15 protein-coding genes and 1 pseudogene are annotated in these 23,022 nt (G+C 65.8%); 15 read left to right on the plus strand and 1 reads right to left on the minus strand.

The window, feature by feature from the left end; translation table 11 throughout:
- The 15 genes and pseudogenes from ABIS05_RS28035 to ABIS05_RS28105 form a co-directional block, all read left to right on the plus strand.
- Positions 1 to 349, plus strand: a pseudogene (locus ABIS05_RS28035) (ATPase); the annotation flags it as partial.
- Positions 350 to 602: 253 nt separating this feature from the next.
- A complete protein-coding gene (locus ABIS05_RS28040) occupies positions 603 to 1,496 on the plus strand; it encodes an XrtA system polysaccharide deacetylase (protein ID WP_407074843.1) in 894 nt (297 codons plus the stop codon).
- Positions 1,497 to 2,546, plus strand: a complete 1,050-nt coding sequence (locus ABIS05_RS28045) for a FemAB family XrtA/PEP-CTERM system-associated protein (protein WP_348010281.1) — start codon at positions 1,497 to 1,499, stop codon at positions 2,544 to 2,546.
- Positions 2,547 to 2,556: 10 nt separating this feature from the next.
- The gene (locus ABIS05_RS28050; RefSeq protein ID WP_348010282.1) at positions 2,557 to 3,753 is read left to right on the plus strand and encodes a TIGR03087 family PEP-CTERM/XrtA system glycosyltransferase; all 1,197 of its coding nucleotides are present in this window, start codon (positions 2,557 to 2,559) and stop codon (positions 3,751 to 3,753) included.
- Positions 3,747 to 5,318, plus strand: coding sequence for an exosortase A (gene xrtA, locus ABIS05_RS28055; protein WP_348010283.1), 1,572 nt, complete (start codon positions 3,747 to 3,749; stop codon positions 5,316 to 5,318). The genes ABIS05_RS28050 and xrtA overlap by 7 nt, the downstream gene beginning before the upstream one ends.
- A gap of 42 nt (positions 5,319 to 5,360) precedes the next feature.
- The gene (locus ABIS05_RS28060; RefSeq protein WP_348010284.1) at positions 5,361 to 6,641 is read left to right on the plus strand and encodes a nucleotide sugar dehydrogenase; all 1,281 of its coding nucleotides are present in this window, start codon (positions 5,361 to 5,363) and stop codon (positions 6,639 to 6,641) included.
- A gap of 11 nt (positions 6,642 to 6,652) precedes the next feature.
- Complete coding sequence (locus ABIS05_RS28065) at positions 6,653 to 7,780, plus strand: TIGR03088 family PEP-CTERM/XrtA system glycosyltransferase (protein WP_348063383.1); 1,128 nt, start codon at positions 6,653 to 6,655, stop codon at positions 7,778 to 7,780.
- Positions 7,780 to 8,652, plus strand: a complete 873-nt coding sequence (locus ABIS05_RS28070) for a class I SAM-dependent methyltransferase (RefSeq protein WP_348010286.1) — start codon at positions 7,780 to 7,782, stop codon at positions 8,650 to 8,652. Before ABIS05_RS28065 ends, ABIS05_RS28070 begins: the two co-directional genes overlap by 1 nt.
- A 160-nt stretch (positions 8,653 to 8,812) precedes the next feature.
- Positions 8,813 to 10,732, plus strand: a complete 1,920-nt coding sequence (locus tag ABIS05_RS28075) for an XrtA/PEP-CTERM system amidotransferase (RefSeq protein ID WP_348010287.1) — start codon at positions 8,813 to 8,815, stop codon at positions 10,730 to 10,732.
- Between the two features lie 19 nt (positions 10,733 to 10,751).
- Entirely contained in the window at positions 10,752 to 12,068 is a 1,317-nt protein-coding gene (locus ABIS05_RS28080) for a nucleotide sugar dehydrogenase (protein ID WP_348010288.1), read from the plus strand.
- The gene (locus ABIS05_RS28085; protein ID WP_348010289.1) at positions 12,065 to 13,264 is read left to right on the plus strand and encodes a glycosyltransferase family 4 protein; all 1,200 of its coding nucleotides are present in this window, start codon (positions 12,065 to 12,067) and stop codon (positions 13,262 to 13,264) included. The genes ABIS05_RS28080 and ABIS05_RS28085 overlap by 4 nt, the downstream gene beginning before the upstream one ends.
- Entirely contained in the window at positions 13,261 to 14,469 is a 1,209-nt protein-coding gene (locus tag ABIS05_RS28090; RefSeq protein ID WP_348010290.1) for a glycosyltransferase family 4 protein, read from the plus strand. Before ABIS05_RS28085 ends, ABIS05_RS28090 begins: the two co-directional genes overlap by 4 nt.
- The gene (locus ABIS05_RS28095) at positions 14,462 to 15,781 is read left to right on the plus strand and encodes a putative O-glycosylation ligase, exosortase A system-associated (protein ID WP_348010291.1); all 1,320 of its coding nucleotides are present in this window, start codon (positions 14,462 to 14,464) and stop codon (positions 15,779 to 15,781) included. The genes ABIS05_RS28090 and ABIS05_RS28095 overlap by 8 nt, the downstream gene beginning before the upstream one ends.
- A gap of 13 nt (positions 15,782 to 15,794) precedes the next feature.
- On the plus strand, positions 15,795 to 16,769 hold the full coding sequence (locus ABIS05_RS28100) for a polysaccharide deacetylase family protein (RefSeq protein ID WP_348010292.1): 975 nt from the start codon (positions 15,795 to 15,797) through the stop codon (positions 16,767 to 16,769).
- Positions 16,770 to 16,947: 178 nt separating this feature from the next.
- Positions 16,948 to 21,207, plus strand: coding sequence for an Ig-like domain-containing protein (locus ABIS05_RS28105; RefSeq protein WP_348010293.1), 4,260 nt, complete (start codon positions 16,948 to 16,950; stop codon positions 21,205 to 21,207).
- A 142-nt stretch (positions 21,208 to 21,349) separates the two neighbouring features.
- Here the strand turns inward: ABIS05_RS28105 and ABIS05_RS28110 are convergent, their stop codons facing one another.
- Positions 21,350 to 23,020 (minus strand): asparagine synthase C-terminal domain-containing protein, encoded by a 1,671-nt coding sequence (locus tag ABIS05_RS28110; protein ID WP_348010294.1) that lies wholly within the window; start codon positions 23,018 to 23,020, stop codon positions 21,350 to 21,352.
- Positions 23,021 to 23,022 lie beyond the last annotated feature (2 nt).

Here is a 23,022-nt window from a genome sequence, read left to right on the forward strand (position 1 = left end):
GCGCACGCACCTGACGCTTGCCGACGTGAAGGAGGTGCTGCGCGACATCGCCCAGGAAAGCGAGATCCCGCGCCAGAGCGATGTCAGCCCCCTCGACAGCGTGCCGGCCAGGCTGCCCGACAGCCGACCCGGTGCGCTGGACAGTGCGCCCGGCGCGCTGGATGTGTCGCGACTGCGGCTGAGCGTCGCTGAGGTCGATGGCCTGTCCAACGAGATAGCCGCGCTCAACGCCGACCATCACACCGACCGCCTGCAGCGCCTGGAGCGCAGCATGATGCGGCTGGAGCGCATCAACCTGCAGACGCTTGCCTTGCTGCAGAAGCTGGTCGACGCCGTCAAGCAGCATTAAATGAACTGCCCCTCGCCCACTCTTGCTCCGCTGGACGCGGGCCAGCCCGGTCGGTCTTGCAGACCGCGCTGCGGCTTGCGCCGCAGCCCTTCGGCAGGCACATTGCGCCCATTGGGCGAAATGTGTCCGGCCTCAGCCCCCGTGGGGACGACGATGCTTGTGGCATTGAGCCCCAAGCACATCGCCTGCGTGCCGGCTTGGGGCGGCCCTGCGCCGGTCCGCGTTTTTATGCCCAGCGCCGGGGACAACTGACATGCTGATGCCCACCAAAACCCCCGCGCTGCGCAATGCGATGAGCATCGACGTGGAGGACTACTTTCAGGTCTCTGCGTTCGCCCCCTACATCCGCCGCGAGGACTGGAACGGGCTGGAATGCCGCGTCGAACGCAACATAGCCAGCATCCTCGCGCTGCTGGCCGACAAGCAGGTCCACGCCACCTTCTTCACGCTCGGCTGGATCGCCGATCGCTACCCGCAACTCGTGAAAGCGATCGTTGCCGGTGGTCACGAACTGGCCAGCCACGGCTATGGCCACGAGCGGGCCAGTGACCTAAGCCCGGCCGCCTTCCTCGAAGACATTGCCAGCGCCAAGAAGCTGCTCGAAGACCTAGGCGGCGTGCCCGTCGTCGGCTATCGCGCGCCGAGCTTCTCCATCGGCAAGAGCAACCTGTGGGCTTTCGACGTGCTGCGCGACGCCGGCTACCGCTACTCCAGCAGCGTCTACCCCATCGCTCACGACCACTACGGCATGCCCGATTCGCCGCGCTTCGCCTACCCAGTCCGCGAAGGCCTGCTGGAGATCCCGGTGACGACGCTGCGCCTGGGTTCGCGCAACCTGCCCAGCAGCGGCGGTGGCTATTTCCGGCTGCTGCCCTATGCGCTGTCGCGCTGGATGATTCGCCGCGTCAACGAGGTCGACGGCGAATCGGCCGTCTTCTACTTCCACCCCTGGGAGATCGACAGCGATCAGCCACGCGTGCCCGGCATCGACGCCAAGACGCGCTTTCGGCACTACGTGAACATTCCGCGCACCCATGGCCGCATTGCGCGTCTGCTGGAAGATTTCCGCTGGGGCCGGATGGACGAAATCTTTCTCGGCCGCGAGGCCAGCCCGCGCGCCCAGGCGCCGTCGCTGAGCGCCGCCTGAATGAGCACACCTCTTCGCATTGCGCGCCTGGCCGCGCAGGACTCGGCTGTGTCTGCGCGCTGGGACGCCTTCGTGCTGGCGCATCCCCAGGCCACCTTCTTCCACCGCAGCGGCTGGCTGCGCGTCATCGAGCGCAGCTTCGGCCACAAGGGCTTCTTCCTCTACGCCGAACGTGATGGCGTCATCGAGGGCGTGCTGCCACTGGCCGAGGTCAAGAGCCGGCTCTTCGGCCATTCGGTGACCAGCCTGCCGTTCGCCGTCTACGGCGGTGTCGCCGCGTTGAACGACGAGGCAGGCGCAGCGCTGGAAGCCGAAGCGGAGAACATCGCCAGAGGGCAGGGCGCCGAGCATCTCGAGTACCGCAACCTCGGCCCCACGCGACACGCCGACTGGCCGCGCCAGGACCTCTACGTGACCTTCCGCAAGGAGATCCTGGCTGACGAAGAGGCCAACATGCTGGCCATCCCGCGCAAGCAGCGGGCCATGGTACGCAAGGGCATCAAGAACGAGTTGAAGGCCGACATTGACGCCAACGTCGACCGCTTCTTCGACCTCTACGCCGACAACGTGCACCGCCACGGCACACCTGCCATGCCGAAGAAATACTTCCAGGCGCTGCAGGAGGAGTTCGGCGCCGACGCCGAGGTGTTGACCGTCACCGCGCCTGATGGCCAGCCGCTTTCGTCCGTGCTGAGCTTCTATTTCCGTGACGAGGTGCTGCCCTATTACGCGGGCGACGATGTCGCGGCGCGCGACCTCGCCGCGAATGATTTCAAGTACTGGGAGCTCATGCGCCGCGCCTGCGCACGTGGCCTCAAGGTCTTCGACTACGGGCGCAGCAAACAGGGCACAGGGCCCTATGCGTTCAAGAAGAACTGGGGCTTCGAGCCGCAGCCGCTGAGCTACGAGTACCGCCTCTTCAAGCGCGACGCGATCCCCCAGAACAACCCGAACAACCCCAAGTACCAGCTGATGATCAAGACTTGGCGAAAGCTGCCCATCGGCGTCGCCAACTGGCTTGGGCCTTTCATCGTCAAGAACCTTGGATGAAGGTTGGGTCATGAAGATCCTCTACCTCGTCCACCGCCTGCCTTACCCGCCCAATAAGGGCGACAAGGTGCGCTCCTACCACCTGCTCAAGCACCTGGCAGCGCGGCACGAGGTCCATCTCGGCACCTTCATCGACGACCCCGATGACGAGCAGCATCTGCCGCGCGTGCGCGAGCTGTGCACCAGCCTGCACGCATCGGGCCTGAACCCGCGCACGGCCAAGCTGCTCAGCCTGCGCGGCCTGCTAAGTGGCGAGGCGCTCAGCTTGCCCTATTACCGAGATGCCGCCCTGCAGGCCTGGGTGAACGAGACCGCCGCCCGCGTCGGCTTCGATGCCGTTGTCGTCTTCAGCGGCGTGATGGCGCAATACACGCAGGGCCTGAACGGCGTGAAGACACTGGTGGACTTTGTCGACGTCGACTCCGCCAAGTGGCGGGACTACGCGCCCGAGCACGCCTGGCCGATGTCGTGGCTCTACCGGCGCGAGTTTGCCAAGCTGCTGGGCTTCGAGCAGCGCGTGGCGCGAGAGGCGGCGTGCAGTTTCTTCGTGACCGAGAACGAGGTCGCGCTCTTCCGCGAACTCAGCCCGGGCCAAGCCCTGAATCTCGCGGCCCTGGGCAATGGCGTCGACGCTGAATTCTTCGCGCCCGACCCGGCCCGCGCCAGCCCTTTCGCGGCCGACGAACTGCCTCTCGTCTTCACCGGCGCTATGGACTACTGGCCCAATGTCGACGCGGTGAGCTGGTTCGTCAGCGACATGCTGCCAACGCTGCGCGAGCGCTTCCCGAGCTTGCGCTTTCACATCGTCGGACGCAGTCCGGCGCCAGCCGTGCAGGCACTGGCGGGCGAGGCCGTCAACGTGACGGGCACGGTGCCCGATGTGCGGCCTTATCTGCAGCATGCGGCCGCCGTCGTTGCGCCGCTGCGGCTGGCGCGCGGCCTCCAGAACAAGGTGCTGGAGGCCATGGCCATGGCCCGGCCGGTCGTTGCCGCCGCCAGCTGCGCGCGCGCCATCACGGCCGATGTGCAGCCTGGTCTGCAGCCGGCCGATGACGTCGCGGGCTATCTGCAGCGCCTTGCCGCGCTGCTGGCTGACCGCGCTGCCGCCGACGCCGCCGGCCGCAGTGCGCGCGATTTCGTCGTTGGCGCCTACAGCTGGGGCGCTCATTTGACCGGCTTGGACCGGCACCTGGAGGCTGCTTGCTGAACCTACCCCGGCCCTGGCGGCTGCCGCTGCTCTGCCTAGCCTTGGGGTGGGCACTGCTCGCGGCGCTGTACTACGACACCGGCGCGGCGATGGTGGGCATCTGGAATCGCTCCGAGACCTTCGCCCATGCCTGGGTGGTGCCGCCTATTTCGGCTTGGCTGGTCTGGCGCCTGCGTGCCGATCTCGCCGTGCTGACTCCCCGGCCGGCGCTGCGCTGGCTGTGGCTGCTGTTGCCGCTGGGCCTGCTGTGGCTGCTGGGCGATCTGGCGGCGGCCAATGCTGCGACCCAGTTCGCGCTGGTGGGCATGTTCGTGCTGATGGTGCCGGTGCTTCTGGGCACCGAGGTCGCGCGCCGCATCGCCTTCCCGCTCGGTTTCCTGTTCTTCGCCGTGCCTTTCGGCGACTTCATGACACCGTGGCTGATCGATCGCACGGCAGACTTCACTGTCGTCGCGGTGCGTGCCACCGGCATCCCGGTGTTCCGAGAAGGAACGCAGTTCATCATCCCGACGGGCGCCTGGTCGGTCGTGCAGGCCTGCAGCGGCATCCGCTACCTGATGGCGTCTGTCATGGTCGGCACGCTGTTCGCGTACCTGAACTACCGCTCCTATCGCAAGCGCTGGGTCTTTGTCGGCGTCGCGATCGTCACGCCGCTGGTTGCGAACTGGCTGCGCGCCTACATGATCGTCATGCTGGGCCATTTGTCCGGCAACACGCTGGCTGTCGGGGTGGACCACCTTATCTACGGCTGGGTCTTCTTCGGCATCATCATGCTGGCCATGTTCATGATCGGCGCGCGATGGTCGGAGCCGGATCCTGAAAGAGAAGCGGCTCCCGCTGGAGCCTCGCCCCAACCCGGCTCGCCCGCGCGTTGGTCCGGCGCGCTGGTCGCGGCTGTTGCACTGCTGGCGTTGCCGCTGGTTCTGCAGTCCCAGGTCCAACATGCCGTGGCGACCGGCGAGCCAGTACTTGTTGCACCAACCGTGCCGGGCTGGAACTGGCGCGACGAGCCGATGACGACGTGGCGCCCGCACTTCCAGAACCCGGCCAGCGTCCTTCACGGCCGCTACGAGCCTGAAGCGGGCGGGCCCGCCATCGGCCTCTACATCGGCTATTACCGTGACCAGCGGCAAGGCAGGCAGCTTGTCACCTCGGTCAATCGCTTCATCGACGACGAGAACAACAAGCAATGGTCGCAGGTGAGCGCAGGTGGTGCAGTGCTCGACACGCCGAGCGGCCCGCAGGCCTGGCGCATCGGCGAATTGCGCGGCCAGGCGCTCAGCCAGATCTCGGGCGACGGTAGCCAGGCGCCGCGACTTCGTGTCTGGCAGCTCTACTGGATCAACGGCCGGCTTTTCGTCAGCGATTGGCAGGCCAAGCTCTACGGCGCCTTGCAGCGCCTGCTGGGGCAGGGGGACGACGCAGCCGCCGTGCTGGTGTACACCGAAAAGGCTGGCGTCGATACCGACGATGCGCGTCTGCGGGATTTCCTGCGTGCGCATTGGTCCACGCTGGACACCGCTTTGCGTGGGGTCCGCGACCGCGACGCCGCGCGCCGGCAGTGACAATCACGCGCCTTCAAAAATCAAAGCAACGAGAAACGATCTATGAACACGCTCGCAGTCATCGGCCTCGGTTACGTGGGCCTGCCCTTGGTGGTGGAGTTCGGTAAGCAGATCCGCACCATCGGCTTTGACATCGCCAAGCACAAGGTCGAAGCCTGCCAGCGCGGCACCGACCCGAGCCGTGAATTGACGGATGAGGAAGTCCAGGCCGCCAAGTACGCCGTCTACACCGATGACCCGGCGCTGCTGGCCGAGGCCGACGTCATCATCGTCGCCGTGCCCACGCCGGTCGACGAAGCCCACATCCCCGACTTCCGCCCGCTGATCGGCTCGAGCATCAGCGTCGGCCGCAACATGAAGCAGGGCGCCATCGTCGTCTACGAGAGCACCGTCTACCCGGGCGCCACCGAGGAGGTCTGCATCCCCGTGCTGGAGCGTGAGTCGGGCCTGAAGTGGAAGCAAGACTTCTTCGTCGGCTACAGCCCCGAACGCATCAACCCGGGTGACAAGGAACACACGCTGACCAAGATTCTGAAGATCGTCTCTGGCGACACGCCCGAGACGCTCGCCAAGGTCGCCCAGGTCTACGAAATGATCGTCGAGCCGGGTGTGCACCGTGCGTCCAGCATCAAGGCCGCCGAGGCCGCCAAGGTCATCGAGAACACCCAGCGCGACCTCAACATCGCGTTGATGAACGAGCTGTCCATCATCTTCGACAAGCTCGGCATCGACACCTCCGAGGTGCTGGAAGCCGCCGGCACGAAGTGGAATTTCCTCAAGTTCAAGCCGGGCCTGGTCGGCGGCCACTGCATCGGCGTCGACCCCTACTACCTGACGCACAAGGCCGACATGCTGGGCTACCACCCGCAGGTCATCCTGGCGGGTCGGCGCATCAACGACGGCATGGGCAAGTTCATCGCCGAGCAGACCATCAAGCAGATGATTGCCAGCGGCAGCCCGGTCAAGGGCGCGCGCATCAACGTGCTGGGCCTGACCTTCAAGGAGAACTGCGGCGACCTGCGCAACTCCAAGGTCATCGACATCATCAACGAGCTCAAGACCTATGGCGTCGAGATCTTCGTGACCGACGCCCAGGCCGAGGCTGAGGAGGCGATGCACGAGTACGGCGTGCGCCTGATGCCCTTCGACGAGCTGCCGCGCGCCGACGCCATCGTGGCTGCCGTGTCGCACAAGGAGTACGCCGCGCTGAGCGTCGAGGACATCGGCAAGAAGCTCACCAAGGGCGGTGCGTTCATCGACGTGAAGGCGGCGTTTGACGCCAAGGCGCTGGTCGGTGCGGGCTTCCGCCTCTGGCGTCTGTGATCCCTGATGGCGTGACCGATGCGCGGCCGCTGGTCGTGCACCTGCTGCACCGCTTCGACACCGGCGGGTTGGAGAACGGTGTCGTCAACCTCATCAACCACCTGCCGGCTTTCCGGCATGCCGTGGTCGCCGTGACCGAGATCACCGCCTTCAAGGAGCGAGTCGAGGCGCCAGGCACGCAGTTCATCGCGCTGAACAAGCCGCCCGGTCAAGGGATCTGGCTCTACCCGACGGTCTATCGGCTGCTGCGACAAATGCGGCCGGCCGTCGTTCACACCCGCAACCTCGGCGCGATGGAATTCCAGCTGCCTGCTTGGGCTGCCGGTGTGCCCTGGCGCGTGCACAGTGAGCATGGCTGGGACGTCGACGACCTCGGCGGCGTCAGCCGTCGCAATCAGCGTCTGCGGCGCTTCTATGGCATGGGCGTGCACCGTTTCATCGCCCTGTCCAAGGCCATCGAGGCCTACCTGACCGGACCCGTGGGCTTTGCACGCGAGCGCGTGCTGCGCATCTGCAACGGCGTGGACACGCAGCGCTTCACGCCGGCGCCCGCCGCGCCACAAGCTTGGCCCTACCGCCGCGGTGAGCACTTCGTCATCGGCAGCGTCGGCCGCATGCAGGCCGTCAAGGACCCGCTCAATCTCGTCGAGGCCTTCTTGCGCCTGCGTCGACTCTGCCCGGCCGAGGCGCCGCAGCTGCGCCTGGTCATGATCGGCGGCGGCCCGCTGCTGGAGGCGGCACGCGAGCGGCTGGCCCAAGGCGGCGCGGCCGAACAGGCCTGGCTGCCTGGCGATCGCAGCGACGTCGCCCAGTTGCTGCCGCAGTTCGACGTCTTCTCGCTGACCTCGCTGGCGGAGGGCATCAGCAACACCGTGCTCGAAGCCATGGCCTGCGGGCTGCCGGTGGTGGCAACCGCGGTGGGCGGCAATGTCGAGCTGGTGCAGGACGGCGTGACCGGCCGCCTGCTGCCGCCCCGCGACGACGCCGCGCTCGCGGCCGCCCTGCAGGACTTGCTGCAACATCCCGATCGGCGACACGCCTGGGGGCGCGCCGCCCGCCAGGCGGCGCTGGAAGGGTTCAGCATGGATGGAATGCTCGCCGCCTATGCGAATGTGTACGACGCCCGGGAACAACATTGATGACCTCTCATACCTGCAATCTCTGCGGCACGGCATCGCCTGCACAACCGCTGTTCTCCAAGTCAGGGTTCGATCTGTTGCGCTGCCCAGGCTGCGAACTGGTCTACGTGGGCAACCCGCCCTCCGGCGACGAACTGCAGAAGCTCTACTCCTTTGAGAGCGGCTACCAGAAGGAACTGGTCGAGGACCCCATCTCCACCGCCTTCCATCACGACGAGGCGGCTCGCAACCTGGCCTTGCTGCAACAGCATGCGCGCCCGGGTCGGCTGCTGGACGTTGGCTGCTCGACCGGCCTGTTCCTGTCCGCCGCCCGGCAGGCGGGGTGGCAGGCGCGGGGTGTCGAGTACTCCGTGGACTCCTCCCGCGTCGCGCGCGAGGTCTACGGCCAGGACGTCGTGACCGGTGCGCTGGAGCCGGGCATGTTCGAGCCGGGATCGTTCGACGTCATTACGTTCTGGGACGTGATCGAGCATGTGCCGAACCCGGTGCACACCTTGAGCGTCGCAGCGCAACTGCTTGCGCCAGGCGGGCTGATGGTTCTGAAGACCCCGAACGTGGATGGCCTCTATCCCAAGGCGTCGCTGGCAGTGGCCGGGCTGGTGGGCTTCTGGGGGCATCCGGAGCCGCCCGGGCACCTGTTCCAGTTCTCCGTCAAGACGCTATCGGCGCTCGCGTCCAGGGCCGGCCTGAGCCCGCGCACGACGGTGCACCAGCGCATCCCGCTGGGCTATTCGTTCGGCACGCCACGGCAATGGCTGCGTTCAGCCAAATGGGCGGTCTATTGCGCCGCCTTCGTGCCGATGGCGGTCGTGGGCCCCTGGGTCGGCAGCGGCGATGACATCGCCCTCATCGCCGAGCGACCCGGGGCCTGAAACCCACCGCGGCCGGGGTTCCCCCGGACAGGGGGGTGGAGATGTGTGCGAGATCACGTGCCGGCCGCATATGCAGCGGCCGGTGCCGCCAAGCTCGGTAAGAATCCACTTTTGCCTGCGCCGCACCGGCGCGGCCTTCCCTCAAACCAGATATCAACCCATGTGCGGCATCACCGGACTCTTCGACACTCGCGGCCAGCGCCTCCCCGAGCGCGAGCGCCTGCAGCGGATGAACGAGTCCCAGCATCACCGCGGCCCTGACGAAGGCGACCTGCACATCGAGCCCGGCGTGGGTTTCGGCCACCGGCGCCTGTCGGTCATCGACATCGCGACCGGCCAGCAGCCCATCTTCAATGACGACAAGTCGGTGGCGCTCGTCTTCAACGGCGAGGTCTACAACTACCTGGAGCTGATGGACGAGCTGCGCGGCCACGGCTACGTGTTCCGCACCAAGAGCGACTCCGAAGCCATCGTGCGCGCCTGGGAGCACTGGGGCGACGACTGCGTGCACCACCTGCGCGGCATGTTCGCCTTCATGATCCACGACCGCAAGCGCGACTGCCTCTTCATGGCGCGCGACCGCCTGGGCGTGAAGCCGCTGCACTACGCGATGACCGAGGACGGCTGGCTGCTGTTCGGCTCCGAACTGAAGAGCCTCATGGCCCACGGCGGCCTGCGCCAGGAGATGGACCCGCGCGCCGTCGAGGCCTATTTCGCGCTGGGCTATGTGCCCGACCCCTGGACGATCTACCGCCACGCGCAGAAGCTCGCGCCCGGCCACCGTCTGCTCGTCAAGCGCGGCCAGCCGCTGGGCGAGCCGCAGCGCTACTGGGACGTCAAGTTCACGCTGGACGCCAAGATCGGTGAGGAAGAGGCCGCCGAGGAACTGCGCCGCCGTTTGAGCGAGTCCGTCAAGCTGCGCATGAAGGCCGAGGTGCCTCTGGGTGCCTTCCTGTCGGGCGGCGTCGACTCCAGCGCCGTCGTCGCGGCAATGGCCGAGCTGGACGACCAGCCCGTCAACACCTGCTCCATCGGTTTCGATGACCCCAAGTTCAACGAGACCGAGTTCGCGCAGATGGTGGCCGACCGCTATCGCACCAACCATCGCGTCGAGACCGTCAACAGCGACGACTTCGGCCTTGTCGATCTGCTCGCCCACCTCTACGACGAACCCTATGCCGACTCGTCGGCCATCCCGACCTACCGCGTCTGCGAGCTCGCCCGCAAGCACGTGACCGTGGCGCTGAGCGGTGACGGCGGCGACGAGAGCCTGGGTGGCTACCGCCGCTACAAGATGCACATGATGGAAGAGCGCATGCGCAGCGCCTTTCCGCTGGCGCTGCGCAAAGGCGTGTTCGGCCCGCTGGCCAAGCTCTACCCCAAGGCCGACTGGGCGCCCCGCGTCTTCCGCGCCAAGACCACCTTCCAGGCCATCGCCCGGAACTCGGTCGATGCCTACTTCAACACCATGGGCCTGGTGCGCGACCCGATGCGCAACGAGCTCTTCAGTGACCGCTTCAAGCGCGAGCTGCAAGGCTGGCATGCCAGCGAGGTCTTCCACCATCACGCGCGGCGTGCGGGCACCGATGACCCGCTGGCGCTGATCCAGTACCTGGACATCCACACCTACCTGCCCGGCGACATCAACACCAAGGTTGACCGCGCCAGCATGGCCCACAGCCTGGAAGTGCGCGAGCCGCTGATGGACCACAAGCTCGTCGAGTGGGTGGCGACGCTGCCGTCCGCGCTGAAACTTCGCGGCCAGGAGGGCAAGTACATCTTCAAGAAGGCACTGGAGCCGATGCTGCCGAACGACGTGCTGTACCGGCCCAAGATGGGTTTTGCCGTGCCGCTGGCGCGCTGGCTGCGCGGCCCGCTGCGCCAGGCCACGCGCCAGGCCTTGCAGCATGGCGCGCTGGCCCAGACGGGCTGGTTCAACCCGGCCACGATTGCTCGTTTGCTGGACCAACACGAGCGCGGCACGCTCGACCATGCCCAACCGCTGTGGGCGCTGCTGATGTTCGACGCCTTCCTGCGCAATGCCGGCCTGGCCCAGTCGCCTGCACAGGCTGCCGCCTGATTTCAAGAGGACAAGATCAATGAAGGTTTCCGTTTTCGGTCTCGGTTATGTGGGCGCGGTGTCATGCGCCTGCCTGCCTGAACTCGGCCATGAAGTCATCGGTGTGGACATCAACCCGCTCAAGGTCGAGCTGATCGCGTCGGGCCAGTCGCCGGTGGTGGAGGATGGCATCGAGGAGCTGATCGGCGCGGCCGTCAAGGCGGGCAAGCTGACCGCCACGCGCGACGTCGCCGCTGCGGTTCGCGACACCGAGATCTCGCTGATCTCGGTCGCCACGCCGTCGCTGCCTAACTTCATGCCCGACCTGACCGCGCTGGACGCGGTCGTTGGCCAGATCGGCGCTGAGATCGCCAAGAAGGACAGCCAGCACACCCTGGTCATCCGCAGTACGGTCGCACCTGGCACGACGCGCGAACGCATCGCGCCGCTGCTGGAGAAGGCTGCCGGCCGCAAGATCGGCGACCGCCTCTCGCTGGTTTTCAACCCCGAGTTTCTGCGCGAAGGCTCGTCGGTGTCGGACTTCCACAGCCCGCCGCAGACCATCGTCGGCAGCCTGGATGACGCCGGTGTCGAAGTCATGAAGCGCCTCTACGCCGGCGTGCCAGGCAACTTCGTCGCGGCCGATGTGGGTGTGGCCGAGTCGGTGAAGTACCTGTGCAACGTCTTCCACGCGTTGAAGATCGTCTTCGCCAATGAAGCCGGCGCCGTGCTGAAGGAAACCGGCCTGGACTCGCGCGACGTGCTGGAGCTGTTCTGCCGCGATACGCAGCTCAACATCTCCAAGGCCTATCTGCGCCCGGGCTTTGCCTTCGGCGGCTCCTGCCTGCCCAAGGAGGTCAAGGGTTTCCTGACCATCGCCCGTGAGCGTGGCGTCGACATCCCCGTGCTGGGCGCGCTGCTGGACAGCAACGACGCTCACATCGGCCGCGCCTACGAGCTGATCGCCGCCGCCGGCCGCAAGCCCGTGGCGCTGTTCGGCCTGGCTTTCAAACCCGGCACCGACGACCTGCGCGATTCGCCGCTGGTCGTGCTGGCCGAGAAGCTGCTCGGCAAGGGCTTTGAGCTCGCCATCTACGACAAGTTCGTCAAGATCGCCCGGCTGCTCGGCAAGAACAAGGAATACATCGATCGCGAGATCCCCCACCTCGACAAGCTGCTGCACGAGACGCCTGACGCGGCTCTGGCCCGCGCCGAGATCGTCGTCGTCGGCCACGCGGACGCCGAAACTCGCCAGCGCATCGTGGCGCTCGCCAAGCACGCGCGTGTCGTGGACTTGAACGGTTATGCCGATTTGCGTGACGCGGGATTTGCGCAGTACGAAGGCATCTGCTGGTGAAACTCCGGGTCGCGTTCATCTCGCCAGTCTTCCTGTTTCCGGCCGATGCCGGCGGCAAGATCCGCACGGGCAACATCCTGCGCGGCCTGAAGGAGAGCGGGCAGTTCGACATCACGTTGCTGTCTCCGGCCACGCCTGAGCAGCAGCGCGAATGGCAGGGCGAACTGGACCGGCAATGCGATCGCTTCGTCGGCTGGGCGCCGAGCGCTGCGCGCCCGCGCTGGCGGCGAGCGCCCGACCTGCTGTCGTCGTTGCCCGTAAATGTGGCGGCCGATCGCACGCCTGCCGCCGTCGAGGCGGTGGAGAGGCTACTGGCTGCCGAACGCTTTGACGTTGTCGTTTTCGACTTCGTGCACGCCGCCGTGCTGCGCCCCGCCAACCTGAAGGGCGCGACAGTCTGCTTCACGCACAACGTCGAGACCGAGATCTTCGAACGCCACGCCAAGACGGCCGCGAGCGCGCCGCTGCGCTGGCTATGGGGCTCGCAGGCGGCCAAGATGCGCCGCTTCGAACGCGACGCGCTCGCCCGCTTCACGCGCGTTGTCGCCGTGTCCGAACGCGACGCCAAGAAATTCGCCGCCGATGGCCTGACGACGGCACGCGCCATCCCGACGGGCGTCGACCTCGATTTCTTCTCCTGGCAAGCGCCGGCTGGCGGCAGCCCGACGGTCGTCTTCACCGGCTCCATGGACTGGGAGGCCAATGTCGACGGCATCCGCTTCTACATCGATGACGTCTGGCCGCGCGTGCGTGCCCAGGTGCCGAACGCGCAACTGCGGGTCGTCGGCAAGAACCCGCCCGCGTCTCTGGTGCAGCGCAATGTGCCAGGCGTGAACTTCACGGGCTTTGTCGACGATGTGCGCGACCACGCGCGCGACGCCCAGGCCTTCGTCATCCCGCTGCGCGTCGGCGGCGGCACCCGCATCAAGGCCTTCGAGGCGATGGCCATGGGCCTGCCGGTCGTGTCGACCACGATCGGCATCGAGGGGTTGGATGTGGACCATGGCACCCACTTTCTGCGCGCCGATGGCGCCGAGGCGCTGGCCAACGCAACGCTCGATCTCTTCGCCGATGGTGCGCTGCGCCTGAAGCTGTCGCGCGCCGCCCGGGCGTTGGTGGAAGACCGCTTTGGCCACCGGGTCGCGGCGGATGTGTTCGGGCGCATCCTCGTCGAAGCGGCGGAGGCCGTGGCGTGAAGACGCTGAAGGTGCTGACCTTCTCGACGCTGTTCCCTAGCAGCGTGAGGCCGGGCCACGGCATCTTCGTCGAGACGCGGCTGCGCGAGCTGATGAAGAGCGGGCGGGTGGAGTCGCGCGTCATCGCGCCCGTGCCCTGGTTTCCTTCGACCCATCCGCGTTGGGGCGACTACGCAAGATTTGCGGCGACCCCTGCTCGTGAGCAGCGCAACGGCCTGGACGTGCTGCACCCGCGCTACCTGCTGCTGCCCAAGATCGGCATGACATCGGCGCCGCTGACGCTCGCTCTGGGTGCGCGAGCGGCCGTGAGGCAGCTCATCGCGGAGGGCTTCGACTTTGATGTCATCGACGCGCATTACTACTACCCGGACGGCGTCGCGGCCGCGCTGCTGGCCCGGTGGTTCGGCAAGCCGCTGGCCGTAACGGCGCGCGGCAGCGACATCAACCTGATCGGCCAGCATGCGTTGCCGCGACGGTGGATGTCTTGGGCAGCGAGGGGCGCTGCGGCGTCCGTCGGCGTCAGTCAGGCCCTGGTTGAGCGCATGCGTTCCTTCGGCGTGGTCAGCCCCCGCCAGGTCATGCTGCGCAACGGCGTCGATGTCGAGCGCTTCAACGCCGCCCCCGACCGTGCCGCGCTGCGCGAGAGCCTCGGCGTGGCCGGTAGCCCCCTGATGCTGTCGGTCGGCAATCTGGTGCCCTTGAAAGGCCATCACCTCGTCATGGAGGCCCTCGGCCTGCTGCGCTCTCGCGGGCTGGACGCACGGCTGTGCATCATCGGTGCCGGACCCCTGCGTGCTGAGCTCGAGGCGCTGCGCGACCGCCTGGGTCTGGGCGACCAGGTTCGTTTTCTCGGCGCCTTGCCTCAGGCCGAGCTGGCGGCCTGGTATGCGGCGTCCGATGTGCTGCTGCTGGCCTCCGAGCGCGAGGGTTGGCCCAACGTGGTGCTGGAAAGCATGGCCTGCGGTACGCCCGTCGTGGCCACTGCTGTCGGCGGCGTCCCCGAGATCGTCAAAACCCCGCAAACCGGCCGCGTCGTCGAAGACCGTTCGGCGGCCGGCCTGGCAGAAGCTGTCCAGTCGTTGTGGCAGTCGCCCCCTTCGCGGGACGCCGTGCGCGCCCATGCGCTGGGGTTCGGCTGGCAGGCAACGACAGACGGGCAACTGGCGCTGTTCGCCGACATGACGGGGAGTGCCCGCCATGCGTGACATCGCCCTGCTTGCAATCCTGCTCTGGATCATCTTCGAGGCCTTTCGCCGCCCCTGGATTGGCATCCTCGGCTGGACCTGGGTGAGCATCATGAACCCGCACCAGCTGTCCTGGGCGCTGCGTACGATGCCGTTTGCAGCGGCCATTGGCGGCGCGACGCTGCTGGGCGTGCTGGTGACCAGGGGTCGGCGCGACTACTCGCAAAGCCGCGAGGGCGTCGTGCTGATCCTGTTCATGATGTGGATTTCCATCACGCTGCCGTTCTCGATGGTCTACGACGACAGCTTCGAACTGTGGAAGCGCGTGATGAAGATCGACGTGATGATCCTGCTGGCGCTGGTGCTCTTGCACAGCAAGCGCCACGTGATGCTGCTGGCCTGGGTGCTTGTCATTTCGATCGGCTTCTACGGCATCAAGGGTGGAGCGTTCACGATCGCCACCGGCGGCAGCTACCGCGTCTGGGGTCCGGAGAACACCTACATCGAAGGCAACAACGAGGTAGCGCTTGCCGTCGTCATGGTGATCCCGCTGATGCGCTTCCTGCAGTTGCAGATGCAGGCCAAGTGGGGCAAGTTGCTGCTGACGATGTGCATGGTGCTGATGGCGTCTGCGGCCCTGGGCAGCCATTCGCGCGGGGCGTTGCTGGCCATCGCAGCCATGACACTGGTCATGTGGTGGCGCGGCAAGAACAAGTTCGTCACCGCAGTCGGCATGGTCGTCGTAGCCGGCGCACTGCTGTCGCTGATGCCGGCCGAATGGTGGGAACGCATGAACACCATCAAGACCTACCAGCAGGACGACTCGGCGTTGGGGCGGATCAATGCCTGGTGGATGGCGTGGAATCTGGCAAAGGCGAACTTCTTCGGTGGCGGCTTCATGATCTGGGTCCCGCAAACCTTCGCCATCTATGCCCCCGATCCCCTGGACGTGCATGCCGCCCACAGCATCTACTTCATGGTGTTGGGCGAGCAGGGTTTCGTCGGCCTCATTCTGTTCGTGACCCTGTTCACCATGACCTGGTTTACCGCCGGTTCCCTGCGGCGGCAGGGCGCGCGCCAGCCTGAGACGAAGTGGCTCTCGGAACTGGGGGGCATGCTGCAAGTCTGCCTGGCAGGCTATGCCGTTGGCGGCGCCTTCCTGAGCCTGTCCTACTGGGACCTGCCCTACAACCTGATGATCCTGGCTGTGCTCGGGCGCCGCTGGCTGGATCGCAAGGAATGGCTGAAGGAAAAGCCAGAACCGGTCATTGCGCTGCCTGCTTGGTTGCGCAATTGGTTTAGGAAGAAGCCGCGCCCTCAGGCGCTGCCGTGACGCAGTGATGACGATGGCCCCTTTGTTCAGTCTGTTTTCGCCCGGTGGTGCGCACGCGCGCCTATCGGTACTCATCTTTCACCGCGTGCTGCGTGAGCCGGATCCGTTGTTCCCTGGCGAGATGGACGTTGCACGGTTCGACGAGACGCTGGGCTGGCTCAAGGACTGGTTCAATGTGCTGCCGCTGGATGAGGCGATACGAGGGCTGGAGGCCGGCAGCTTGCCGCGCCGCGCCGCAGCCTTGAGCTTTGATGATGGCTATGCAGACAACCATGATGAGGCGCTGCCGCTGTTGCTGCGTCATGGCCTGCCGTGCAGTTTCTTCATCGCCACGGATTTTCTCGACGGCGGACGGATGTGGAACGACAGCCTTATCGAAGCCGTGCGATGCAGCCCACTTTCCAGTCTCGATCTGCGTGGCCTGCTAGGGCACGACGGGCGTCAGGAGCGCGACCTGGGGCGGCACGCTGTGGCCACGAATGACGAGCGACGCGCAGCGCTGCACTCTCTGATCCCGCTGTGCAAATATTTGCCGCCCGGTCCGCGCCAGACCTTGGTCGACGCCATTGCCGCGCGCGCCGAGGCCAAGCTGCCCACCGACCTGATGATGAGCGCTGCGCAGGTGCGTGCCTTGCGCAGTTCAGGTATGCAGATTGGCGCGCATACCTGCTCGCATCCCATCCTGGCGAGTTTGTCCGCCAACGAGGCCGCTGACGAAATGGCACGCGGCAAGGCGAGGCTGGAGCAGATCCTTGGCGAGCGGGTCACGATGTTCGCCTATCCGAATGGCAAACCGGCGGTCGACTATCTGCCTGAACGCGACCCCCGTCTTGTGCGCGAACTGGGCTTCGAGTCGGCCGTGAGCACGGCGTGGGGAGCGGCTCGGCGTGGCCGCAGCAGCCCCTTCGAGATTCCACGCTTCACGCCTTGGGATCGGGGTCGTAATAGCTTCGGGCTTCGGATGCTGCGGAATTTCTGGCAGACCTGAGCGACGGCGCATCGGCGCATCAGCACCTTGCATCTTGCGTGAGGCCGCACGCTACCCATCTGAATGAGGGGCTCGTGACGCCCATGTGAGTAGCGACTCGTCCCCCAAAAACGGGACGTTGGCCGCAAAATACAAAAGATATCCCGCAGTGCTGTTGCCTCGGGACGGGGAGCATCCAATGACGAAGTCCAGCCTATTTTTCAAGCCATTGCAGTGGGTCGCCTGTGGCGCCACTGTCGCGCTGGCCACGCTTTCGCAGCCGGCTTGCGCTCAGGACCTTCAGCGCCTGAAGACACTGGTTGATTCTGTCAGTCCCGGCTCTTGGGTACAGGCAAACACCAGTTCCTTCATTTCGGCTTTCCCGGTCGGCTCTTCGGCGGTTCCTTCCTCTGGCCTGTCCGATTCTGGGGCTGTCGTCCGGGCGTGGAGTTCGTTTACTTGGGACTCACGGCGCGGCAATCTGCTGCTTTTCGGCGGGGGGCACTACAACTACATCGGCAATGAGATGTACGTGTGGAACGGCTCGACTGGGGTGTGGACGCGTGGGTCCTTGCCGAGCGCAGTTTTCCAGCCGGACTACATGGTGGTGGACAACTCCGCACCCCAGTCCGCACATACCTACGACAACAATAATTTCCTGCCGATCAACGACAGATTCATGACCTTCGGCGGGGCAACGCACCCGTATGGCGGGATCTTCAGGGCGCCTATCGATGGCGCGATCACTCGTACCGGTCCATGGATGTGGAATCCGAATCTTGCTGATGCAGGCAAGGTCGGCGGCTCTGGCGGCTCGGGCTTTGATCCGTCGGTTGCCGGCGGCATGATGTGGTCGGATCGACGCCTGTTCCAGTCCGGGGGGGTGCTGGCCTCGCACATCAATGGCACGACCGCCTACCGCACGGAGAACGGCAAGGACGTTGTCTACGTCACATCTGACGGCGGTCAGTCCGGCTTGCCGTCGCTGTTCCGTTACGCCGTCGGCAATGTTGCAAATGGGGAGATGGACCAAACCGAATGGATTGGACGAACCACTAGCGTGGTGGCCCATGAGGGCGCAGGCACGATCGATACGGCACGCAACCTGTTCGTGCGGACAATAGGTCATCCGGAGTACCCGAATGACCTGCTGATCTGGAAGCTGACCGGCGCATCGTCAACTTCAGTCGCGCTCGAAATCGGCGTCGACCTGGTCAAGGAAGATGGGTCCCCCTTGTCTCTGGCCCTGGGTGCCGGCCTGGACTACGACGAGATCCTTGACCAATATGTGGCCTGGGACGGTACCGATGGTGGCACCGTCTACGTGTTCCGCGCCGAGGTCGATGAATCCGGCAACTTGCGCAAGCAGTGGCATGCCACGACCGTCAAGAGCGTGACGCTGGCTCAACCCACCGGGAAATTCGTAACCGGCGTCTTTGGCAAGTGGAAATACGTCAAGCAGCTTGGCGCCTATGTGGCGCTGGACGAGTACAACAGTCAGATCGGTGACGCAGGCGTCTGGCTTTACAAGCCGCCGGTGCTGCCCGGCGGGCAGCCCAACAATCAACTTCCGACTGTCAGCTTGGCCTCGCCAGCGAACGGCGCTTCCTTGGTCGTCGGCAGCCAGGTCACTCTGGCGGCCCAGGCCGTTGATGTGGACGGCAGCATCGCCAAGGTCGAATTTTTTGACGGTCTAACGTCGCTCGGTGCTGCGACCGTGGCGCCTTACGCAATCAATTGGACGGCGACGCCGGGGCTGCACCGCTTGACGGTGGTCGCCACCGACAACCGCGGCGCGCAGGGCTTCAGTTCGTCGGTGACCATCGCGGTGTCCTATGACGGAGCGCCCCTCTTGTCATGCGCGGCCGAGGGCGGCACCTGCTCCTTCCCTGCAGGCGCAATCGTGGACGTCTACTTTGGCGCAAACGGCTCCTATTCGGTCAAGCGTGCCGTCAGTGGGAGCCTGCTCTGCTCCAGCACGGTGTTCGGTGGTGATCCCGCTCCCTCGCAACCCAAGATCTGCTTGTACGCCGTCGTTCCGGTGAGCAACCAGGCGCCCATCGTCCAGTTGACATGGCCCACCAGCAGCGGTGTCTTCGCGACCAATGCCACGATCACGCTGACGGCTGCAGCGTCGGATCCCGACGGGAGCGTGTCGAAGGTTGAATTCCTCGATGGCACCACTGTGCTGGGCAGCGTCGCCGCTGCACCGTATGAACTGGAGTGGACGCCGGCACCGGGGCCGCACAACCTGATCGCGCGCGCCACTGATAACGAAGGCAAGCAGACGACGTCCACTGCCTTCACGGTGTGGATTGGGGTGACCACATTCTGCGTGTCGGAAGGGTCCAATTGCGTGCTGCCAGCGGGCGCCACGGCGGACGTCTATTACGGCAACGCGCAATTCGCGGTCAAGCGCAATCTCACGGGCGCGGTGCCCTGCACCAGCGCATATTTCGGCGGCGATCCGGCACCCGGCAAGGTCAAGGCCTGCTACTACGTCATCACGATCCAGAGCAGCAACGCGGCTCCCACAGTGGCGCTGACGTCGCCCACGGCGAGCGGCAACTACAGCGCCGGCTCGGCCGTCACGCTGTCGGCCACGGCTGCAGACAGCGACGGCAGCATTGCCAAGGTCGAATTCTTCGACGGCACGACCTCGCTGGGTGTGTCCACCGTTGCGCCGTACAGCCTGTCCTGGACGGCAACGCTGGGCGCTCACAACATCACCGCGCAAGCGACCGACAACCTCGGTGGACAGGCGACGAGCGCAGCGGTCGCCATCTCGATCACTGCGGGCTCCAACGTGGTCTTGTGTGCCGTCGAGAATGCGACCTGCGCGCTGCCGCCCGGCTTGGTGGCTGACGTTTCGTATGGTGCCGGCGGCATGTTCGCCATCAAACGCAATCTCACGGGCAGCTTCCCGTGCAGCAGCCAGTACTTTGGTGCGGACCCCGCAGTTGGCAAGCTCAAGTCCTGCTACTACACGCCGCTCAACCAGGGCAACAATGTCGCCCCGACGGTGGCGCTCACGTCGCCCACGGCAAGCGGCAGCTACAGCGCCGGCTCCGCGATCAACCTGTCAGCCACTGCAGCCGACAGCGACGGCACCGTTGCAAAGGTCGAGTTCTTCGACGGCACGACCTCCTTGGGTGTGGCGACCTCTGTGCCCTACTCGGTGTCCTGGACGGCGACGCTCGGCTCCCACAACTTCACGGCGCAAGTCACGGACAACCTCGGTGCACAGACGACCAGCGCACCGGTTGCGATCTCGATCAGCACTGGCGGTAACGTCATCCTGTGCGCCGTGGAAGGCGCGACCTGCGCGCTGCCGTCGGGTATGGTGGCTGACGTGTCCTACGGAGCCAACGGCTTGTTCCTGGTGAAGCGCAACCTGACCGGCAGCGTCCCTTGCAATAGCTATTACTTCGGCGGCGACCCGGCGTTCGGCAAGCTCAAGTCCTGCTACTACACGCCGGTCAACCAGGGCAACAACACGGCGCCCATGGTGGCGCTGACGTCGCCCACGGCCAGCGGTAGCTACAGTGCCGGCTCTGCCGTGGTCCTTTCGGCCACGGCTTCCGACAACGACGGCAGCGTCACCAGTGTCGAGTTCTTCGACGGCACGACCTCGTTGGGTGTCGCCACCGTCGCGCCTTACGGCGTGTCGTGGAATGCAACGATGGGTTCTCACGTCTTTACCGCGCGAGCCACTGACAATCTGGGTGCGCAGACCATCAGCGCATCGGTTGCAATCTCCATCACGACAGGTTCCAGCGGTATCTTGTGTGCCGCCGAAGGCTCGACCTGTACGCTGCCCTCAGGTATGTTGGCCGACGTGGCCTACGGTGCCAATGGTCAGTTCGTCGTCAAGCGCAATGTCACGGGTAGCTTCCCCTGCACGAGTCAGTATTTCGGCCTGGACCCTGCCGTCGGCAAGCTCAAGGCTTGCTATTACACGCAGATCATTCAGGGAAACAATGTGGCCCCCACGGTGGCGCTGACGTCGCCTACCGCGAGTGGCACCTACAGTGCTGGCGCTGCGGTGACCCTGTCGGCCACGGCCTCAGACAGCGACGGCAGCATTGCCAAGGTCGAGTTTTTCGATGGCGCGACCTCGCTGGGCGTGACCACCGCGGCGCCCTACAGCCTGTCCTGGACGGCAACGCTGGGCTCGCACGACTTCACCGCCCGAGCCACGGACAACCTTGGTGCGCTGACGACCAGCGCGCCCGTGGCAATCTCGATCACCACCGGCTCCAACGTGGTCCTGTGCGCTGCCGAGAACGGCACCTGCGCGCTGCCTGCCGGCACGGTGGCCGACGTGTCCTATGGTGCCGCCGGGTTGTTCGCCGTGAAGCGCAACCTGTCGGGCAACGTGGCTTGCACGAATCAGTTCTTTGGTGCCGACCCCGCGCCGAATAAGCTGAAGTCTTGCTACTACGCCATCCCGAACTAGTGACAGGCGAGCTATCGTCTTCTGACCTGGATGGAAAAGCCAGCGGCCGGACTGCCGCTGGCTTGCCAAGTTGGTTTTGGGGTCTGGCGTCTGCATGACGCTTGGCGCCGGGCGGCCGGCGCATCCGAATCCCGGATTGCGGCTACAACCGCCAGTCAGGCGCATGCTGGCGCAGCCACTGCTCCAGCATCATCAAGATCCAGACCATTTCGCCGTAATAGCCGGCGTGTTCCTTCAGCCGGTGTGTGAGCAGGCTGTCAACAAACTCGGTGCGCACGATGCCGCGAGCGGCCACGCTGCGCAGGGATTCGGCGGCGAGCGCGTTCAGCGCGGCATCCTTCACGGCCCAGGGGCCGAAGGGCAGGCCGAAGCCGTGTTTCTTCTTGGTCAGGATCTCGTCCGGCAGGAAGCCTCGCAGCGCTTCCTTGAAGAACCAGCGCAGCTTCATGCCTTTGAGCTTGTAGCGGGCGGGCAGCTTCATCGAGAACTCCAGCAGCCGCGTATCCAGCAGCGGGAAGCTCACATCGATGCCTGCCAGGGCCGTGGTGCCAACGACCTTCGGCAGGTCGTTCTCAGCCAGCGTGTAGCGCCAGTCGAAGGCCAGCATCTGGTTCAATAGGCCGGCGTCCTGCGGGCCGGCAGCCCAGGTCTCGCGCTGATGTCGCCGGGGGCTGCCCGTGTCCACTGCGGCGAGGAAGGCGGGCGTCAGCACATCCTCGAGGCCCAGGCGGTCCAGCAGGTTGTAGGTCTGCATGCGGTCCGGCATTGGCACGCGGGCCTGGCGGATGTAGCTGGTGCCCTTCTTGACCAGCGGGATGCTGCCCATCACCGGATTCATGAAGAGCGGGTCCAGCACACCGGCACGCAACGCCGCCGGCACCTGGCTGTAAAGGTGGAAGACGAGTTCCTTGGCATACCGGGTGTTGCCGCCGAACAGTTCGTCGCCGCCGTCCCCGGCCAGCACGCGCGTATAGCCGTCCGCGCGCGCCTTGCTGGCGCAGTAGAAGGCCGGGACGGCCGAGGAGTTGCCGAAAGGCTGGTCGTAATGGGCCGCGACGTCGGGGATGGACTTCACGAGGTCGGCCGGCGTCACGTAGTACTCGTGATGGTCGGCGCCGTAAGCCTTGGCAGCGATGCGGGCGTACGCCATCTCGTCGTAGCCCTCGGAATCAAAGCCGATGGAATAGCTGGCTGGTGGCCGGTCGGTGGCCTCTCGCAGCAGGCCGCACACGGTGGAACTGTCGGTGCCGCCACTGAGGAAGCACGCGGTCTTGCCATCGCCGGTGAGCCGCTCTCTCACCGCGCTGCGCAGGATGCTGCGGAATTCGTCGCGCAGCGCATCGAAGTCCGGCTGGGCGATCTCGTCGAAGTGAGCCACCCAGTAGGGCGCGACCGTCAGTCGTCCGTTCTCAAACAGCGCGTAGTGCGCGGCCGGCAGGCGGTAGATGCCAGCGTAGATCGTGCGCGGCGATGGGATGCAGTGATGGAAGAGATAGTCGAAGACCGCCTGGGTTTCGATCTCCCTGATGCCGAGCCGGCGGGCGAGCACGTCAGCGCGGGTCGCGTAGTGCAGGCGGCCGTCGTGGACGGCGTAGCACAGGCTATGGACGGCGAAGCGGTCCACGGCGAGGTAGCTGCCGCCGCCGGCCAAGTCGAGCGCGACGGCGAATTCCCCGCCCACGTCTGCCGCACAGGCGGCGCCGCGCGCGGCATGGGCCTGCCGCCAGGCAGCCAGCGCATCGGCAGCGGGGGGGGCAAAACGGGGGGAGCCGGAAGCGAAGGGCGTATCGGGCGGCAGGTCGTGGGCTTGCATGG

It is taken from the genome of Roseateles sp. (assembly GCF_039929605.1).
GTDB lineage: Bacteria > Pseudomonadota > Gammaproteobacteria > Burkholderiales > Burkholderiaceae_C > Pelomonas.

Excerpts from the sequence above, each read along its gene's own strand:
- ABIS05_RS28060 (WP_348010284.1), top strand. The coding sequence starts at position 5,361 with ATGAACACGCTCGCAGTCATCGGCCTCGGTTACGTGGGCCTGCCCTTG.
- ABIS05_RS28045 (WP_348010281.1), top strand. The coding sequence starts at position 1,497 with ATGAGCACACCTCTTCGCATTGCGCGCCTGGCCGCGCAGGACTCGGCT.
- ABIS05_RS28110 (WP_348010294.1), bottom strand. The coding sequence starts at position 23,020 with ATGCAAGCCCACGACCTGCCGCCCGATACGCCCTTCGCTTCCGGCTCC.
- ABIS05_RS28095 (WP_348010291.1), top strand. The coding sequence starts at position 14,462 with ATGCGTGACATCGCCCTGCTTGCAATCCTGCTCTGGATCATCTTCGAG.
- ABIS05_RS28100 (WP_348010292.1), top strand. The coding sequence starts at position 15,795 with ATGGCCCCTTTGTTCAGTCTGTTTTCGCCCGGTGGTGCGCACGCGCGC.
- ABIS05_RS28105 (WP_348010293.1), top strand. The coding sequence starts at position 16,948 with ATGACGAAGTCCAGCCTATTTTTCAAGCCATTGCAGTGGGTCGCCTGT.
- ABIS05_RS28070 (WP_348010286.1), top strand. The coding sequence starts at position 7,780 with ATGACCTCTCATACCTGCAATCTCTGCGGCACGGCATCGCCTGCACAA.
- ABIS05_RS28050 (WP_348010282.1), top strand. The coding sequence starts at position 2,557 with ATGAAGATCCTCTACCTCGTCCACCGCCTGCCTTACCCGCCCAATAAG.
- ABIS05_RS28040 (WP_407074843.1), top strand. The coding sequence starts at position 603 with ATGCTGATGCCCACCAAAACCCCCGCGCTGCGCAATGCGATGAGCATC.
- ABIS05_RS28075 (WP_348010287.1), top strand. The coding sequence starts at position 8,813 with ATGTGCGGCATCACCGGACTCTTCGACACTCGCGGCCAGCGCCTCCCC.
- ABIS05_RS28080 (WP_348010288.1), top strand. The coding sequence starts at position 10,752 with ATGAAGGTTTCCGTTTTCGGTCTCGGTTATGTGGGCGCGGTGTCATGC.